General features: G+C 39.9%; 11 protein-coding genes and 2 pseudogenes. 10 read left to right on the top strand and 3 right to left on the bottom strand.

Annotated elements, in window-relative coordinates; all coding sequences use genetic code 11:
• Positions 1-76: 76 nt before the first annotated feature.
• The 3 genes from V7L29_RS28180 to V7L29_RS28170 form a co-directional block, all read right to left on the bottom strand.
• On the bottom strand, positions 77-421 hold the full coding sequence (locus tag V7L29_RS28180) for a DUF4126 domain-containing protein (protein ID WP_334737525.1): 345 nt from the start codon (positions 419-421) through the stop codon (positions 77-79).
• Between the two features lie 312 nt (positions 422-733).
• A complete protein-coding gene (locus tag V7L29_RS28175; protein WP_334694338.1) occupies positions 734-1,156 on the bottom strand; it encodes a DUF488 domain-containing protein in 423 nt (140 codons plus the stop codon).
• A 31-nt stretch (positions 1,157-1,187) separates the two neighbouring features.
• The gene (locus V7L29_RS28170; RefSeq protein ID WP_334694337.1) at positions 1,188-1,349 is read right to left on the bottom strand and encodes a hypothetical protein; all 162 of its coding nucleotides are present in this window, start codon (positions 1,347-1,349) and stop codon (positions 1,188-1,190) included.
• Positions 1,350-1,675: 326 nt separating this feature from the next.
• Between V7L29_RS28170 and metH the strand changes: the two genes are divergently transcribed.
• The 10 genes and pseudogenes from metH to V7L29_RS28120 all read left to right on the top strand — a co-directional run.
• On the top strand, positions 1,676-5,206 hold the full coding sequence (gene metH, locus V7L29_RS28165; protein ID WP_334737524.1) for a methionine synthase: 3,531 nt from the start codon (positions 1,676-1,678) through the stop codon (positions 5,204-5,206).
• Positions 5,207-5,688: 482 nt separating this feature from the next.
• Complete coding sequence (gene hpsA / locus V7L29_RS28160) at positions 5,689-10,371, top strand: hormogonium polysaccharide biosynthesis protein HpsA (protein ID WP_334737523.1); 4,683 nt, start codon at positions 5,689-5,691, stop codon at positions 10,369-10,371.
• Between the two features lie 30 nt (positions 10,372-10,401).
• Complete coding sequence (hpsB, locus tag V7L29_RS28155; RefSeq protein WP_334737522.1) at positions 10,402-11,115, top strand: hormogonium polysaccharide secretion pseudopilin HpsB; 714 nt, start codon at positions 10,402-10,404, stop codon at positions 11,113-11,115.
• A gap of 437 nt (positions 11,116-11,552) precedes the next feature.
• Positions 11,553-12,587: a hormogonium polysaccharide secretion pseudopilin HpsC gene (hpsC, locus tag V7L29_RS28150; protein WP_334737521.1), complete on the top strand. Its 1,035-nt coding sequence runs from the start codon at positions 11,553-11,555 to the stop codon at positions 12,585-12,587.
• A gap of 37 nt (positions 12,588-12,624) precedes the next feature.
• Positions 12,625-13,314, top strand: a complete 690-nt coding sequence (locus V7L29_RS28145) for a type II secretion system protein (protein ID WP_334737520.1) — start codon at positions 12,625-12,627, stop codon at positions 13,312-13,314.
• A 195-nt stretch (positions 13,315-13,509) separates the two neighbouring features.
• A complete protein-coding gene (gene hpsE / locus V7L29_RS28140) occupies positions 13,510-14,478 on the top strand; it encodes a hormogonium polysaccharide biosynthesis glycosyltransferase HpsE (protein ID WP_334737519.1) in 969 nt (322 codons plus the stop codon).
• 18 nt (positions 14,479-14,496) lie between these two features.
• Positions 14,497-15,573, top strand: coding sequence for a hormogonium polysaccharide biosynthesis glycosyltransferase HpsE (hpsE, locus tag V7L29_RS28135; protein ID WP_334737518.1), 1,077 nt, complete (start codon positions 14,497-14,499; stop codon positions 15,571-15,573).
• Positions 15,574-15,684: 111 nt separating this feature from the next.
• Positions 15,685-16,398: pseudogene (locus tag V7L29_RS28130) on the top strand (glycosyltransferase); the annotation flags it as partial.
• Positions 16,399-16,704: 306 nt separating this feature from the next.
• The gene (locus tag V7L29_RS28125) at positions 16,705-17,268 is read left to right on the top strand and encodes a pilus assembly FimT family protein (RefSeq protein ID WP_334737526.1); all 564 of its coding nucleotides are present in this window, start codon (positions 16,705-16,707) and stop codon (positions 17,266-17,268) included.
• 32 nt (positions 17,269-17,300) lie between these two features.
• A pseudogene (locus tag V7L29_RS28120) lies at positions 17,301-17,535 on the top strand (hypothetical protein); the annotation flags it as partial.

Below are 17,535 nucleotides of genomic sequence, written 5' to 3'. Positions count from 1 at the left end.
CTTTTTTTCTGACTTAGTTCTCTGATTTTTCGACATCCACTCAATGGAATCCACTGTCGAGCTATTTTTGCTTGCTTTAGTCTAAACTCCAGACCAGTGGATTCATCTCTGGAGCAACAGAAGCTGTTACGATTGTCCCGGCGATAAATGCCGCAGGTGTGGCAACAATATCCAGCAGATGATCCAACCAAGGAATGTAATAACCGATAATTTCCAGCGAACAAGCGACTGCAAATACAATTACGGCTTGAGGTGTTTCCAGCCAATCAAAGTCAGTCGGCAAATCAAAATGTCCAAAAACTGAAGCCACACTCAATGCTAGCAGTGGTACAAATACTCGAAAGCCAGCCGCCGCGCTCAAACTAATCCCTAGTAATAATTCAATAAATGTATTTAGGTTGAACAAAGAAATTAAATCCATAGTAGGACTCAAGTTATACTCCTGGTGTTTTTTCCATCTTTGAGCTGAACAAAGTGACAACTCTCAGTTGTGATCCTAAGATAATAAACTTGATGAAAATATTTCATCTGACTATGTGTAGAATCAGTGAAACCTCACCTCTGTCAATGGGCAATGCCATACCCCTACGATAAATCTATAATATTGCCCACCTGATAATAGCGATATCTACAACGGGCGTAGCTGCGGCACCACCAACGCTACAGGCGATCGTCTCTTGTGAAATGAGATTACTAAACACTCTTCCCTAAGTATCGATAAAATTTTAGTTTACTACTCTAAATGCTTAACAGGCATTGATACCAAGTTTCCCAAGCAATCAGCAACTTCTTTCCGATGACAGCGATTTGGATTCATTTCAGCACACAACAGTAAAACATTACTCGTTTGAGCAACTTGTGCAATTTCATGTAAAGCTTTATCTGCTTCTTCTTGATTTACTGGAATCCAATTTTCTTTACCAGATGTATTACCTAGAGCGGTTTTAGAAATATACTCAATATTATTTAATTCACAGAATATTTTAATTTTGTCGCCGTACCATTTCCGGCTCCAAGCACGAGGAACTATCCTCACATCAACAACATATCCCACATCAAACTTTTGCAGGTATTCCAAGAAGGCATCGTAGTCTTTGCGATTGCCATATCCGAAGGTAAGTATGCATCTTGTTTTAGCAATATCTTTAATCTTCATTTTTCATTCCTGGAACAAGTAAGTTTAAATATTACATTTTTATTAATGGTGGGTAAAATATCCCAATAATCATAAAGCTATTTTTGTGACTTTTTAGGTTTCCCATGATAAAGTATAAATCTTTTTTGTTTAAAAACTCGTCTTCTAGTTTCTGGCGTACTTTTTCTAAAGCCTCCTTTTCTTTATTGTCCATACTTGTTTCATTTGATCTATCTCTACAATTTCTATAAAGTTATTGAATTTCCCAATCGCTTATTGTACAACGATGTTTATCTCCATCTTGAGAAATAAACTCGTAACCAAAATTGTAAGGAATTTTATCTAACTATTAAAATTTTCCTTCTTTCCATAGAACAACCTCTATATGAACTAGCTAATTAAGTGATATTATAGACACATTAGTACTTTCAGTATGGTATCGAAATTTTTCCATTACATACTGCCGAAACTCTCAAAATTTTGGAAAATAATAAAGTAAGTCGAATATTATACGACTGACCCAAATTATTCTAGGAAAATATGACTCATCCTTTCCTTGAACGCCTGCGTAGTCCAGATAGCCCAGTCCTCGTCTTCGACGGGGCGATGGGAACCAACCTCCAAACCCAAAACCTCACTGCTGAAGACTTCGGCGGCCCACAGTATGAAGGTTGTAACGAATACTTAGTCCACACGAAACCCGAAGCAGTCGCTAAGGTTCACCGAGACTTTCTCGCCGCTGGTGCTGATGTCATTGAAACCGATACCTTTGGCAGTACGTCGCTTGTGCTGGCAGAATATGACTTGGCAGACCAAGCTTATTACCTCAGCAAGACAGCCGCAGAACTGGCGAAGCGTGTCGCTGCGGAATTTTCCACGCCAGAAAAACCCCGGTTTGTGGCAGGTTCTATCGGCCCGACAACTAAACTCCCTACTTTGGGACATATTGACTTTGACACCATGAAAGCTAGTTTTGCTGAACAAGCAGAAGCGCTGTGGGATGGTGGTGTCGATTTATTCATTGTGGAAACTTGCCAAGATGTGCTGCAAATTAAAGCGGCGCTGAATGCTATTGAAGAAGTGTTTGCCAAAAAAGGCGATCGCCGTCCGTTGATGGTGTCTGTGACAATGGAAAGCATGGGCACAATGTTGGTTGGTTCCGAAATCAGCGCTGTGCTGACAATTTTGCAACCTTATCCAATTGATATTCTCGGTTTGAACTGTGCCACAGGCCCAGACTTGATGAAACCACATATCAAGTACCTGGCAGAACATTCACCTTTCATTGTTTCCTGTATTCCCAACGCGGGTTTACCTGAGAACGTCGGCGGTCAAGCACACTACCGCTTGACACCGTTGGAATTACGGATGGCTCTGATGCACTTTGTTGAAGATTTGGGTGTCCAAGTGATTGGGGGTTGCTGTGGGACGCGTCCAGAACACATTCAACAATTGGCAGAAGTCGCTAAAGACCTGAAGCCAAAAGTTAGACAGCCAAGTTTAGAACCAGCAGCAGCATCAATTTACACTACTCAGCCCTACGACCAAGATAATTCCTTCTTGATTGTTGGCGAACGTCTCAACGCCAGTGGTTCCAAAAAGTGCCGCGATTTACTGAATGCGGAAGATTGGGATGGACTCGTCTCAATGGCGAGGGCCCAGGTAAAAGAAGGTGCACATATCCTTGATGTCAACGTCGATTATGTGGGACGTGATGGTGTGCGAGATATGCACGAATTAGTTTCGCGCATTGTTAATAATGTGACACTGCCTTTAATGCTTGACTCCACGGAATGGGAAAAGATGGAGGCGGGTTTAAAGATTGCCGGTGGTAAGTGTTTGCTGAATTCCACCAACTACGAAGACGGGGAACCACGCTTTTTGAAGGTGCTGGAGTTAGCGAAAAAGTACGGTGCTGGTGTAGTCATTGGTACTATCGACGAAGATGGGATGGCGCGGACAGCAGATAAAAAGTTTGCGATCGCAGAGCGTGCTTACCATCAAGCTGTAGAATATGGCATACCACCTACAGAAATATTCTTTGATACTCTTGCGTTACCTATTTCCACCGGGATTGAAGAAGACCGAGAAAATGGTAAAGCCACAATTGAATCTATCCGGCGCATTCGTCAAGAATTGCCTGGATGTCACGTGATTTTGGGTGTTTCTAATATTTCCTTTGGTTTGAATCCAGCAGCGCGGATGGTGCTGAACTCAGTGTTTTTGCACGAAGCGACAACGGCGGGAATGGATGCAGCTATTGTCAGTGCTAACAAGATTTTACCGCTCTCGAAGATTGAAGAACGCCATCAAGAAATCTGCCGCCAGTTGATTTATGACGAACGGAAATTTGAGGGTAACGTCTGCGTTTACGATCCCTTGGGAGAGCTTACCACAGTGTTTGCTGGGGTGACAACAAAACGCGATCGCTCTTTAGATGAAAGTCTCCCCATCCCCGAACGACTTAAGCGCCATATCATCGACGGCGAACGCATTGGTTTAGAAGAACATCTGACAAAAGCCTTAGAAGAATATCCCCCCTTAGAAATTATCAACACCTTCCTGCTAGATGGCATGAAAGTTGTCGGGGAATTGTTCGGTTCAGGACAAATGCAGTTACCCTTCGTCTTGCAATCTGCGGAAACCATGAAGGCGGCGGTAGCCTATCTCGAACCGTTCATGGAAAAGTCAGAATCTGGCAACAATGCGAAGGGAAGCTTTATTATTGCCACAGTTAAAGGTGATGTCCACGACATTGGTAAAAACTTAGTAGATATCATTTTATCCAACAATGGCTACAAGGTGATTAACCTGGGAATTAAACAGCCAGTGGAAAACATCATCAACGCTTACGAACAGCACAAAGCTGATTGTATTGCCATGAGTGGTTTGCTGGTGAAATCCACGGCTTTCATGAAAGAAAACTTGGAGATATTCAACGAAAAGGGAATTAGTGTCCCTGTGATTTTAGGTGGTGCGGCGCTGACTCCCAAATTTGTACATGAAGATTGCCAAAAAACCTACAAAGGTAAGGTTGTTTATGGCAAAGATGCCTTTTCTGACTTGCACTTCATGGATAAATTAATGCCAGCGAAGACTGCTGGTAACTGGGATGATTTGCAGGGATTTTTGAATGAATCTGCCGAAACTGTTGAAGTTTCAACGAATGGTCACAAAGAACCAAAAGCTATAACAGCTGAAGAAACATCTGCTGAACCAAAAGAAGTAGATACAAGACGTTCTGAAGCTGTAGCTGTAGATATTGAACGTCCAACGCCGCCTTTTTGGGGAACGAAGTTATTGCAGCCTAGTGATATTCCCATTGAGGAAATATTCTGGCATTTGGATTTACAAGCTTTAATTGCTGGACAGTGGCAATTCCGCAAACCAAAGGAACAATCTAAGGAAGAATATCAGGCTTTCTTAGCTGAAAAAGTTTACCCAGTTTTAGAAACTTGGAAACAGCGAATTATTGAGGAGAAATTGTTGCATCCCCAGGTGATTTACGGGTATTTCCCTTGTCAAGCCGAGGGGAATTCTCTACATATATATAATTCAGAGAACCAATCACAACAGGTTGCAACTTTCGAGTTTCCCAGGCAGAAGTCTTTAAGGCGGCTGTGCATAGCAGATTTCTTTGCACCGAAGGAGTCAGGAATTATTGATGTCTTCCCAATGCAGGCGGTGACTGTAGGGGAAATTGCCACAGAGTTCGCCCAAAAGCTGTTTGCTGCCAATCAATACACCGATTATCTGTATTTCCACGGTATGGCAGTACAGATGGCGGAAGCTGTAGCTGAGTGGACACACGCCAGAATTCGCCGAGAGTTAGGCTTTACTGCCGAAGAACCCGATAATATTCGTGATATATTAGCACAACGCTATCGTGGTTCACGGTATAGCTTTGGGTATCCCGCTTGCCCAAATATCCAAGACCAGTACAAGCAGCTGGAGTTATTGCAAACTGACAGGATTAACTTATATATGGATGAAAGTGAACAACTTTATCCAGAACAGTCTACCACTGCGATTATTGCTTACCACCCAGTAGCAAAATACTTTAGCGCTTAATCTATATCCCCTCTCCTTAATAAGGAGAGGGATTAAAGTCAGGACAGGGTGAGGTTACAACAGTATTGCACCAAAGTGAAAACCGCTATATCTGATTATTTTGCACCCAACTGATATCTTTCCTTTAACAGGTGGGTATTATAAGCTTATTCTGTTAACAACATCTTAATAAATTTACCTTTAGATAAAATACATTTCCGCAATTTTACTGTAAAGTTATGCTCTTATTCTTTATCAGACTTTAATTAAATAAATCTGAAAAAATCAGTGTTTCACGGATAAAATAAACCATTCATCAATGATATAACTTGAAGTAAATTATCTTTTCTTGTAGCCACTTCCTTTGGAAGTTAGCAAAACCAGATCCAGTAGTTACATTAAATATAATCTCACCTTTTGCCTGTAAAAATACTTTACAGGTACAAATTAAGATGTCTAAAAAATAGCAAATCCGCTATAAATCAATTGACAGGGAAGCAGCTATGTCTCGAAAACGTCACCTATTCAAGGCAATTCAAAAAAATTTTAGACAAATTAGCAAGCAATTTTTATCTGCAATTAACAAGCAAATCATTTGGCTACTGCGGAATATTTCTGGCACTAAAAAAAGAGGTGGCTCAGAGAATGCTGGGTTTTTGTTGCCGACAGTATCAATGGTATTAATAGTAGTTGTCTTATTGACCACTGCCATTTTATTTCGGTCTTTTGAACGCTCCAAAAATGCCAGTAATGTCCGGGTGAATCAGGCTGTACTTAACGCCGCAACACCAGCCCTTGACAGAGCTAGAGCCAAATTAGACAAGCTATTTAGTGACAGCCGACTACCACGAGCCGTACCTTCAGATAAAGTTTTAGAGGATACCTTAAGTAGTACTGCTAATTTGCCTGAATTTACTTTTGGAGATGAAACTCCACTAAAGCTACATTATGCTTATACAACTGCACCAACAGGAGAAAATCAGCCACAAGATCTAACAACTGCATGGATGTTCCCTACTGATACAAATAACAATGGGAAATTTGACAGCTATACTCTTTATGGAATTTACTTCCGAACTCCGCCTATAACTAATGGCACATACAGCCGCCCTAGAAATCCTCTAGAGGCAAGAACTCCGCCCATGACTTCTGGTAGTCTAAGCAACAGTTGTAAAAATAGTGTAGCAACAAGTGCTGCTTTGGTGGGGAGTACGGGCTGGGTTAGTATTGCTAGTCAGCTCCAAAAAAGCTTTTTTGTCTACACTGCTAATGTTCCCATCACTAACCCACCAACGACTGGTAGTGATGCAGGTAATTACGAAGCTTTTAAAGGGAATAAAGGTTTTTCAGGTTTAGAGTATCAACAAGACCGTGTACAACTACCGCTAGTTAACAACGCGGTGGTTTATAACGATGATATAGAACTTACCCCTGGTCCCACATTTAACCTAAATGGACGGATCTTGACTAATAGTAACTTCCTGACTGGTAGCAATAATGTGAGACTTTATCAGGTTAGTAGTGTAAATTCCTGTTTCTATAGTGAGGACAATGCCAAAATTTTTGTAGGTGGCAATTTAGGAGCTGGTGATTTCATAGGTAATGCAAGTAACGGTACTTTAGTGGATTTATTCCAAGGACAAGGAGTTAATCCTAGTCAAAATGGTGATACTAGCGCTAACATATCAGTCACTGACGGAACGAATAATATTGCCTACAATAGCCTAGCTTATGCACAGCGTATCAATCTTTTGGTGCTAGCACAGATGGGTAACGCTGCATCTACTGACCCACCGGAAGTTCAAGATGCCATTACACAGCAACTACAACTATTAAATCTAACTACAGCTACTGCCAGTGCAGCGCAACTATCCACTGTCCGTAATAACCAGTTAGTACTTTACTTTCAACAACGTACCCGCCGTGTACCTTATGGTGAAGTTGGTTTTGGTGGAAATGCAATAAGAAATCCTGCGACTGGTACAGATTATACGACTACTACAGTCTTACAAGGAAGTGGTAAGTCACTGCGTCCACCAGACACTTGGGTTTATCCGTTTCTTGCTAGTGATGGTCAAACTAAAACTAATTATTCCAATTTAGCACTTAATATTAGTAGTTCTAAGCTGCTACCTAAAGCTACACTACCAACTACGCAACAAACACTAGGTAAAGAACAATACGTTGGCGATCGCATTTTGCTTGGCAATAATCTACCTGCATTGTGGTGGAACGGAACAGCATTTGTTGGTCAAGATGTTACCAAAGATACTCAAGATATTAAAAATGTTAACTGGGATAGCGGCAGTGGAACTCGGACTCGCAGCAGTCGTGTACAGCAACTAGCTGATTTAGGAACTGTTGACCGAGATGGAGATTGGGAATCAGCAGCTGCTACAGTACCAACTACTGTCGCCGCTCCTGTGGGTGGCTTACGGGTAGTCACTGGTGCAGGGATTTATTTACCTCCACTTTTAACTGTTAGTAGTACCCAAACTGTTTTGAACACCGCGGCGGCAGCTACAAATAGAATTTGGTCAGATATGATGCCCGTGCCTAATACTATTGGCATTAATCTAGATACTTACAAGACTAATATAGTATTACCCGATACTACTAATACACCGTATTTACGGATGCGGGCTACAGCAGTTTATCACTACCAAGCGAGTGGCTACAGTGCGACGAGCCCTAAACCTATTGCTTGTATAAGTAGCTTCTACGACCCGACAAATAGCACTACAGCTAAGAACCTTGCAGCTCTTCCATATAATGGCAATACGGGTGGTAACTCCCATAATGGTATTGTCTACGCAGCTCCAACAAAAGGTGTTTCTGACTATTTAGCTTTACTAAAATACCAAGCTAATTTAATGTATCCCAATGGGCGGTTGGTAAATCCAACACTGAACACCGCTATGGGGCTAGTCGCTGCCTCTGGGACACTCACAATCTCAGAGCAGTCTGCTATTGATGCTTCTATTTGTGCCATCCAAATATTAGATGGTAGTATCGGCGCTCCAAGTACTAGCGTCATCCCTCACGGCGCAATTTACGAAACTGCTTTTTTAGATGCCAGACAGATTAAGGCAATTCATAAAGATGTATCAACAGCTGGTGTAGAAACATTCACCAACGCTGATGGTGTAAATGGAAATGGAACCGGGACATCAACGCTTTGTTACTTTCAATATACCTGTACTATTAATGCAACTGGGACAGTAGCAAGCCCGTCTACAGACTATGAACTCGCCAAAGAAACCCGCCAACCTCTAGAAATTCGCGCCACTGTATTAGACATTAATAAGTTGCGGACAACTACTTATGGCACAGCAACACCACAAGAATATTTAATTCCCAACAGCGGTATTATTTACGCTACTCGTGATGATGCACTGCCGGATTTGAGTTATCCTGCTGGCATTACAGCAACAGATACAGCGGCACAAAGACAAACAAAACAAGATACTCAAAAATCACAAAGCCCTGTAGATTATAAACTTGACCCAACTCGCCGTCCCAACGCCATTATGTTAATCAATGGCAACCCAATCTGGCGTGTTCAGGCTTACAGAGATGCAGAAAAAGGCTTGGTTCTAGCTTCTAACTTGCCTGTATATATTAAAGGCGACTTTAATAAACATACTAAAGAAGAGTTTAATACAGCTCTAGCTACTGATTTGAGCAATTTTTACTCTCGCGCTGCATCAGACCTTAATCCAAACTTTGCTTGTCGTACTGGTGATCCTAGACTACCAAATTGTACCATTGGGGACGAATGGCGACCTGCCAGCGTATTGTCAGATGCGATCACACTTGTTTCTAGTAACTTTCAGTTTGGCTACCGCAGCGATGGAGACTATGACCTGAATAATAACTTAGGGGATAACGCTTCTATTACCGCATTTCAGAACAATGGGTTTGCTAACAACAACGCCAATGTCATCAATGCTGCTTGGTATGGTAGTGACGGCTTGCCCCTTAGCAGTAAAAGCAGTTCTTACCTCAACAACTTTGTTACACCCATCCAGCGAAGGAAAACTGCCCCAGAGTATTTAATGGAAGTATGTCCGAAACTACCTGTTTCAGCTTGCGATCCGGTTACTGATTGGTACGTAACAGTACCTGGTGATCTGACATATCCACTAGGTCTAAAAGCCTCGGATATTATCGGTTCGACATTTGACATTACTAAGCACAAGGCTGGTACAACAGCAGTCTTACCCAATGCCAGTTATCTGAGGTATCCTCGCCGTGTTGCCTTTCAACGTGCTACACCTTCCAATACTATACCTATTTTACCCGCAGCAACGCCGCCACAATATTATACAAGTGGAGAACTTAAGCTTGCAGGCAATTTACCCACGATCATAGGACTAACATCTTCCGCAGGCATTAAAACCATAAACTCATTCCCATTGAATGCGACTAATTTTAGTGGTAACAATAGACCTACTTCTCAACCTGATGCTCTATGGTTTATGACAAAATCACAGAGTGATGACTCTCGCCCAATACTACTTTCAGCACCAACATTTAATAGTGATACAGATACATTTACTGCTGGTACAAAAACCCAACCAGCTTTATCGCCAGTGTTACAAATTAGAGTTGCTTTCAGCACTAGTGATGAAACTGCATCTGACGTACTGGGTTCTGGCGCTGTACAGAATTCTTATTGGCTTCAATGGGCAACATCTACCACATTTAACTTAGCCGCAGCAGGGGCAGACACCCCAGCTCGTCCTACAGAAGACAATGGTGGTTTACACAACTTTGTCCGCCTCTTGGAAAATTGGAACCCAAGTAACTCAAGCCCAGCTAGTATAGCTACAATTAACGGCTCTTTTATTCAAAGAACTCGTAGTGCCTACGCTACTGCACCATTTTTAGCATACTTAAATGGCTCATCTTTGTCTTCTACACCATATCCGACAAATAATTCTAATGGTAAACTACCTTATTACCAGCCTCCCAATCGGCAGTGGGGTTATGATGTCGCCTTGCTCTCACAATCACCAGACGCATTTTCGCAAAAGTTAGCGATAACGCCAAATAACAAACCCAATGAATACTTCCGGGAAGTTGGTCGAGATGATACATGGGTGCAAACGTTGTTGTGTGCCAAAAAAGCCTCAGACAGTAGTTATGTCGTCGATGCCGATCAACGTCCTAGCTGTAGTTAATCTTTAATTCTTAGAAACTTGTGAGTAACTATGATTAAGCGTAAACAACAGCAAGTAAGTCAACCATCTGGTGAGTCTGGTTTCACGATCATTGAGTCGTTGGTAGCAATGCTAGTAGTTACTATTTTACTGGCAGCGATCGCGCCTACAATCGTGATTGCAACAGCAACTCGCGTCCAATCAAAACGCGTAGAACTAGCCACACAAGCTGTCAGAACTTTCATTGATGGTGTGAAAATCGGCGCAGTCACAACTCCTGCTACCACTATTACATTGACTCTATCAGCTACTGCAACACCCAGGAGTTTAGGTGACAATTTACTTACTACCACAAATATGGCAGCTCCTACAGCATCAACATCGTTGTATTGCGTGACAAAAGACGCAAACAATAACCTAACTATTAGTGCTCCAAGCTGTATGAGCAATCTATTTTACATTCAGGCGGCAAAAATTATAGTAACAGGAAGTACCCCAACTAATACCACAACAGGTCAACCAATCGATGGTTACGGTTTGGGAATTCGAGTTTTTCGGTCAGATATTAACTTTACTAAAACTGTCAACGCTAGCGACAGTAGTAATAATAAAAGACAAAACACTTTCACTGGGACTTTGGGCAATACCCAATCCCCACTAGTGGAAATGGCCACTGTAATTGGTTCTAAAAATACTTCCTTCAATGCTCTGTGTCAGCGTCTTGCTGTTACTAGTAGCACTACAACTAACAACACTTGTAATTAATCCTGTACAGTCAGGTTGAAAGCTGACTTTTCAGGTTATGTACAAAAATCAACGCGAAACCTAACCCCCTAACGCCCTTCCCTATAAGGGAAGGAGGAAAATTCAAAGCCTCTCTCCTCTTAGGAGAGAGGAATGGAAGTAAGGTTTTCCCGACACCGTGAAAAGTTAGGGTTGAAAGATATAACTTTCAAGATGGTGAGCAACTGTACACCACCATTCCCTAAATGTATTTCTATTACTAAGAGGATGTTTGTAAAGTCTAATTTATTAGTCGCCTGAGCGACTAAAAGTCACGGCTACACAGACCAAACCTGCTGAGGCAGGTTAACAAACCCTTGAATTAATATTAGTCCACGAAGGTGGACTTTGCTTGTGTAATAGCGAATTCTATTCTGCCCAATACTTTTAAAAGAACCTCTAAGAAGCAAACGCTAGTTATGAAGAATGTACTCAAATTTCTTCTCAGCATTCAGCTGAAACACTCTAAATTTGTTCAGCAAGTTAATGGTTTTACCCTGATAGAACTTTTGGTAGCCTTATTACTGGCATTCCTCGTGCTTACACCACTGCTAGGATTCATGGTTAATATTCTCAGTACAGATCAGAAGGAACAAGCAAAGGCAAATTCTGAACAGGAAATCCAGACAGCAATTGATTACATTGCCAATGATTTACAACAAGCTGTCTACATATATGATCAAACTGCACTGACTACCAATTCAAACACTGTCCCAGCAAGCTCAGGAATTAAAGACCAAATACCCCCTGTTAAAAAAGCTAGTATTTGTGATTCTTCTAATACTACTGTTACTTGTAAACCAATTCTCGTGTTTTGGAAACGCAAGTTTCTCGCAGGTGCGATTACACTTTCCAGCAGCACTACAGGCAGCACTACAGCAAATAAAATAGATGACACTTTTGTTTACTCACTAGTTGCCTACTATTTAATCAAAGATAGTAGTACTACTTGGTCAAATGCAGCTCGTATTGCCAGATTTGAAATTACTGATGGAGTTCTGGCTGCTAGTGGTACTACTACTGGTACTACTGGAAATTGTGGTACTGACTATCCCAATGATACATATATTGACACCAGTCACTGCCCCGATGTAGGTTTTCAGCGTTTTAACCTGAATCTACCTAGTGCCGCAGGTCTAACTCAGAAAATGAATTCATGGAAAGCAGCCTCAACAGCTTACACTCAACAACCTTTAGTACTAATTGATTATATCGATCAAACCTCTATTGGTTCAACACTTCCTACTTGTCCCACTGGAACACTTAGCTATGGTAGTTATATGGGCTTTTATACTTGCGTTGATGTTGCTAACACCACAGCACAGGTGTTTTTACGAGGTAATGCATTAGCTCGGTTGCAAAGTAGCAATTTTGATTACTCTTCAAATAACCAAACTTACTTTCCAACAGCAAGTGTCCGCGTGCAGGGACGTGGATATTTATTTACTAAATAAACTTGATAATACACAGCACAACTAATGATGGGGCATTATGAACAACCTAACTTTAAAGTTATTCCACACTAGGATGTGTAATAAAGATACCAAGGAGCGATTTCATCCTCAACAGGATGCTGGCTTTACTTTAATAGAAATGCTTGTAGTAGTGCTAATGATTGGAATTTTAGCAGCGATCGCAGCTCCTGGTTGGGCTGCCTTTGTAAATCGACAGCGGGTAAATAAGGCTAATGACGCTGTTTTAGCTGCACTACAAGCAGCACAGCGCGAAGCTAAAAACGAAAAACTTAGCTACAGTGTTAGTTTCCGGAAAAATACCACAACCCAAAATGTAGACGTTGCTATTTATCGTACCGATCCTCCAAGCGCTACATTGCCATGGAAACCTTTAGGAGCAGATGTAGGCGTTAGCTCTGATAAATTACTGCTAGGTGCAAATCTCAGTAGTGAAAACGCAGCCAATTCTACTACTAATTCTCCTGTATCCTACCCTCCCCCAAGTACGCCAACAAAAATTACCTTTGACTATATGGGGGCTTTACCAACTTTACCAACTCCCAACTTTGGAACAGTGGCAGCAGGTACAGAGCCACCTGGGTTAAAAATAGTGGTAGCTGTACCAAGCTCTGCAAATTCTACATCAGCTAGTAGCGTTAAGCGATGCGTCATTGTGAAAACTCTCTTAGGCTCAATACTCACAGCAAAAGACGATAAATGCAGTTAAGTACTTAAAGTAGCAATATTTATTCAAAAACACGCAATATCACTGTACAGAAAACTGCATATTGATAGCAAAATTAAAATATCATGTGCAGTTTTAATATTTGATATATTTATTTAAGAGCCACTGATAAATTAACCATTAGCTGAACATCTAAAAAGCGTCCTAATTAAAATATCAAAATGTAACTTTTGTCAAATGACTGAGAACCTTGATATTACTGTAGCTATCCCAACTTACAATGGTGAAAGTCGTTTACCTGAACTACTAGAACGACTACAAAACCAACTTCACACAGAAAATTTATCTTGGGAAATTATAGTTGTAGACAATAACAGCACTGATAACACAGCTAAAGTTGTTCAAACCTATCAACAAAATTGGCGGTGTGCTTACCCTTTAAAGTATTGCTTTGAAGCGCAACAGGGAGCAGCTTATGCCCGAAAAATGGCAGTGCAACAAGCTAAAGGTAGATTTATAGGTTTTCTAGATGATGACAATTACCCAGTATCAAATTGGGTATTCCAAGCTGTCGCTTTTGGTGAAAAATATCCCTTAGCGGGAGCTTATGGTAGCCAAATTCACCCTGACTGGGAAGTAGAACCACCAGAAAACTTTCAGCGAATTGCTCCATTCTTGGCAATTACAGAGCGAGGGAATTTACCACTATTATATAAAGCAGCCAAAAAATTATTACCCCCCTCCGCTGGACTTGTTGTGCGTAGAAAAGCCTGGTTAGAAAGTGTACCAGATAAATTTATTTTAACTGGAAGAGTTCAAGGCAATATGCTTACCAGTGAAGACTTAGAAATGTTGTCTTATATCCAAAAATCAGGTTGGCAAATTTGGTATAACCCAGAAATGGAAATTTATCACAAAATACCAAGTTTTAGGTTACAAAAAGAGTATTTAATTCCATTTTTTCGCGGTATTGGACTTAGCCGCCATGTAACTAGAATGGTAAATGTCAAACATATATATAGACCATTTGCTCTTTTATTTTATATGATAAATGACTTGCGTAAAATTATTTTACACTTACTAAAATACTGGAATATTTGGAGAAATGATTTAGTTGTAGGTTGTGAAATGCAACTTTTTATAAGTAGTTTAGTTAGTCCTTTTTATTTTTTGAAAAATAGCTATTTAAGTAAGAAATACAATTAGAAATTATTTATATATTATATGAATAAAATGATTGAAAAACTAGATTTTACCGTAGCTATTCCTACATACAATGGTGCAAAACATTTACCTCAAGTTTTAGATTTTTTACTCAAGCAGACAGGAATAGAAAAGCTAAATTGGGAAATAATTATTATTGACAATAATAGTCACGATAATACAAATGAGGTAATTAAGCATTATCAAAAAACTTATAGCCAGAATATTTGTTTGAGGTACTTCTTTGAAAAGAAACAAGGAATATCCTTTGCAAGAATGCGGGCCATAAGTGAAGCGAGAGGTGAGTTTGTTGCATTCGTAGATGATGATAATCTATTAGCACCTGATTGGATTTTACAATCTTATACTTTTGGCAAAGAGCATCCTCAAGCAGGTGCTTGGAGTGGACAGATTCATGGAAATTTTGAAGGAAAGCCACCAGAAAATTTTGAAAAAATTCAAGCTTTTTTAGCTATAAGAGAACATGGTTCAAATCCATATTTATTTGATGCAGCCAATTTAAGACTTCCTCCTGGTGCTGCGCTTGTTGTTCGGAAACAAGTATGGTGTGAAAATGTACCACAACGACCTAGTTTAAGCGGCAAGTTACCTGGTATTTTTGTGCAGGGTGATGACTATGAAGCATTGCTTTATATACATTATGGAGGCTGGCAAATTTGGTATAACCCTACTATGCATACTTATCATCAAATACCAAATTGGCGACTTGAGAGAGATTACCTTCTAACTCTGGCACGCGGCTGTGGCTTATGTATCTTCCAGTTACGCTTGATAAATACTAAAAATTGGCAAAAACCAATAGTGTTTGTAAAAACTATTTTAGGGAATTTATGCCGAGTCTTACAGCAATTAATTCACTATAGAGGACAATTTAAAACTAATCTAATTGCTCTTTTTGAGATGGAGTTTTATTTTGCTAGTATGATAAGTCCTCTTTACTACTTAAAATGTCATATATGTAGAGTATTAAACCAATTCGTAATTATGTTTTATAACTCGGATTTCACGCCGACATTAAACATGCTACCAATAAAGGAAGAGAAATTAAAGCCAAAAATTTTGTTAAAAATAAACTAGCTCTATAGGACTCATATCTGATTTTTGAACAAGATTTTAGATAAAGCCCTGATAAAACGGGATTTTCAATCTCAGTATGTTTTCAGAAATCAAATCGGAGTCCTATATAAAATGATTATATCTAGTAAAAAAGTGCCAAAAATTTCTGTAATCATTCCTGCTTACAATAGTGAAAATACCATTAATTATACCATTAAATCTGTTCTAAATCAAACTTTTACTGACCTAGAATTAATTGTAATTAATGATGGTTCACAAGATTCAACTTTAGAAGTTATTACACAAATCCAAGACTCACGAATAAAAATATTTTCCTATCCCAATGCTGGCGGAAATATAAGTCGTAACCGAGGGCTACACCATGCAGTAGGAAAATTTGTTAGTTTCTTAGATGCAGATGATCTTTGGACACCTGATAAACTTCAGTCTCAGTTAATGGCTCTGCAAGAAAACGTTACTGCAAAAGTTGCTTACAGTTGGACTGATTATATTGACACAAATGGTCAATTTCTACTTTCAGGTAAGCGCATTAATGTCAATGGTGATGTTTATGAAAATCTGTTGTTAACTAATTTTTTGGAGAATGGTTCCAATCCTTTGATTTGTAAAAAAGCTTTAATTGAATTAGGTGGATTTGATAAATCCTTAAGTGCTGCTCAAGATTGGGATATGTGGCTGCGATTAGCCTGCAAGTTCGATTTTGTATGCATACCATCTGTGCAAATCCTATACAGAATAAGTGCTAATTCAGTTTCTTCTAATCTTGTAAGACAAGAAAAAGCCTGCTTACAAGTACTTGAACGAGCGTATAAGGAAAGACCATCGACACTTAAGCAGAGTTGGAATATAAGCCTAGCAAATTTATACAAATACTTGACCTGCAAAGCTCTACAAAAACCGTTTAATGGACAAAAATGTCTAGCATCTGCTAGATTTCTGTGGAAGTATTTTATTAACGACCCTTCAAGACTTCAGAATATAAATTTCACTTTAAAATTGTTATTGAAAATTATCATAATTTTTCCCTTACCCATTTTGCTCTACAGTATTACTAATTGGAGCGAAGTAAGAAGCCAAAAAACTGAAACATTCCTCAATATCTGGATAGCTGAAAAACATCAGAAAACAAAAATGGATACCCATATGCATCTACCGTCTCCAGTTAATGCAAAAAATCCTTTGAATAAGCACTCCAATAGTGGTTTTACCTTACTAGAGTTGTTAGTAGTTGTTCTATTAATTGGTATATTAGCTACGGTGGGAATACCTAACTGGCTGACTTTTGTAGAGATTCACCGCCTCAACACTGCCCAAAACGAAGTTTACCTTGCTATGCGCCAAGCCAAAAGGCAAGCCACTAAGGAAAAATTGACTTGGCAAGCCAGCTTTCGTGAACAAAACGGTATTGTTCAATGGGCGGTTCATCCTGCTACAGTAAACCCATCTAATGCTAATTGGAACAACTTAGATACGAATGTGCGCCTTGATTCTGAGACCAACTTCCAACCGTCACTCAGTACTGTACAAGAAGTTAGATTTGACTACAGAGGTAACGCTAAAGATTTAGGACGGATCGCGCTATTTAATAAGCATGGTGGTAAAGCTAAACGTTGTGTAATAGTTTCTACAATTTTAGGGGAAATGCGAACCGCAAAGGAGCATACTACAACCAATAACGACAAGTATTGCTATTAAGATATTTTTAGTTTATTTGAACAAGGTATTGCGTGCTGAACTTACCAGCAAACCCAAAACAACACCTGATTATTTTCACTCGCGATCCAGAAGCAGCTAAGACAAAAATCCGATTGATACCTGCTTTGGGAACTATTGGTGCTGCCAATCTTCAACGGGAAATAACTGAATATACAATAGACCTCTTGCAAAAGTCCCAAATGCGTGGGACAAGTAAGTTAGAGTTGGGTAGCATTGATGACTTACGAACAAGTAAAAAGCTTAAAG

Source organism: Nostoc sp., assembly GCF_036916575.1.
In the GTDB taxonomy this organism is placed as follows: domain Bacteria; phylum Cyanobacteriota; class Cyanobacteriia; order Cyanobacteriales; family Nostocaceae; genus Nostoc.
Note: the sequence above shows the minus strand (reverse complement) of the source record. Positions and strands in the feature narration are given on the sequence as shown.